Below are 347 nucleotides of genomic sequence, written 5' to 3'. Positions count from 1 at the left end.
CTGCGGTGGCTCCGGTCAGGTTTGTTCCGGTCAGAACGACTGTTGTCCCACCACCCACTGGTCCCGCACTCGGGACCACCGTGGTCAGGGTGGGAACGGGAACGTAGGTGTAGGACACCCCGTTGCTGGTTCCGCCCGTGGTGGTGACGGTGACCTGGACGGTTCCTGTTCCGGCTGGAGCGACAGCAGTGATCTGCGTCGCGGAGTTGACCGTGAACGACGTCGCCGGTGTGGCACCGAAAGTGACCGCGGTGGCTCCGGTCAGGTTTGTTCCGGTCAGAACGACTGTTGTCCCACCACCCACTGGTCCCGAACTCGGCACCACCGAGGACAGAGTCGGAACGGCG

1 protein-coding gene is annotated in these 347 nt (G+C 64.6%); it reads right to left on the bottom strand.

The features are described 5' to 3' along the window. On the bottom strand, positions 1 to 325 hold a 325-nt coding region (locus tag ON19_RS40830), incomplete at its 3' end, for an IPT/TIG domain-containing protein (protein WP_255218424.1). Positions 326 to 347: the final 22 nt, after the last annotated feature.

It is taken from the genome of Nocardia abscessus NBRC 100374, from assembly GCF_000308455.1.
GTDB lineage: Bacteria > Actinomycetota > Actinomycetes > Mycobacteriales > Mycobacteriaceae > Nocardia > Nocardia abscessus.
The sequence above is the reverse complement of the archived record's forward strand: the minus strand, read 5'-3'. Positions and strand labels throughout refer to the sequence as shown.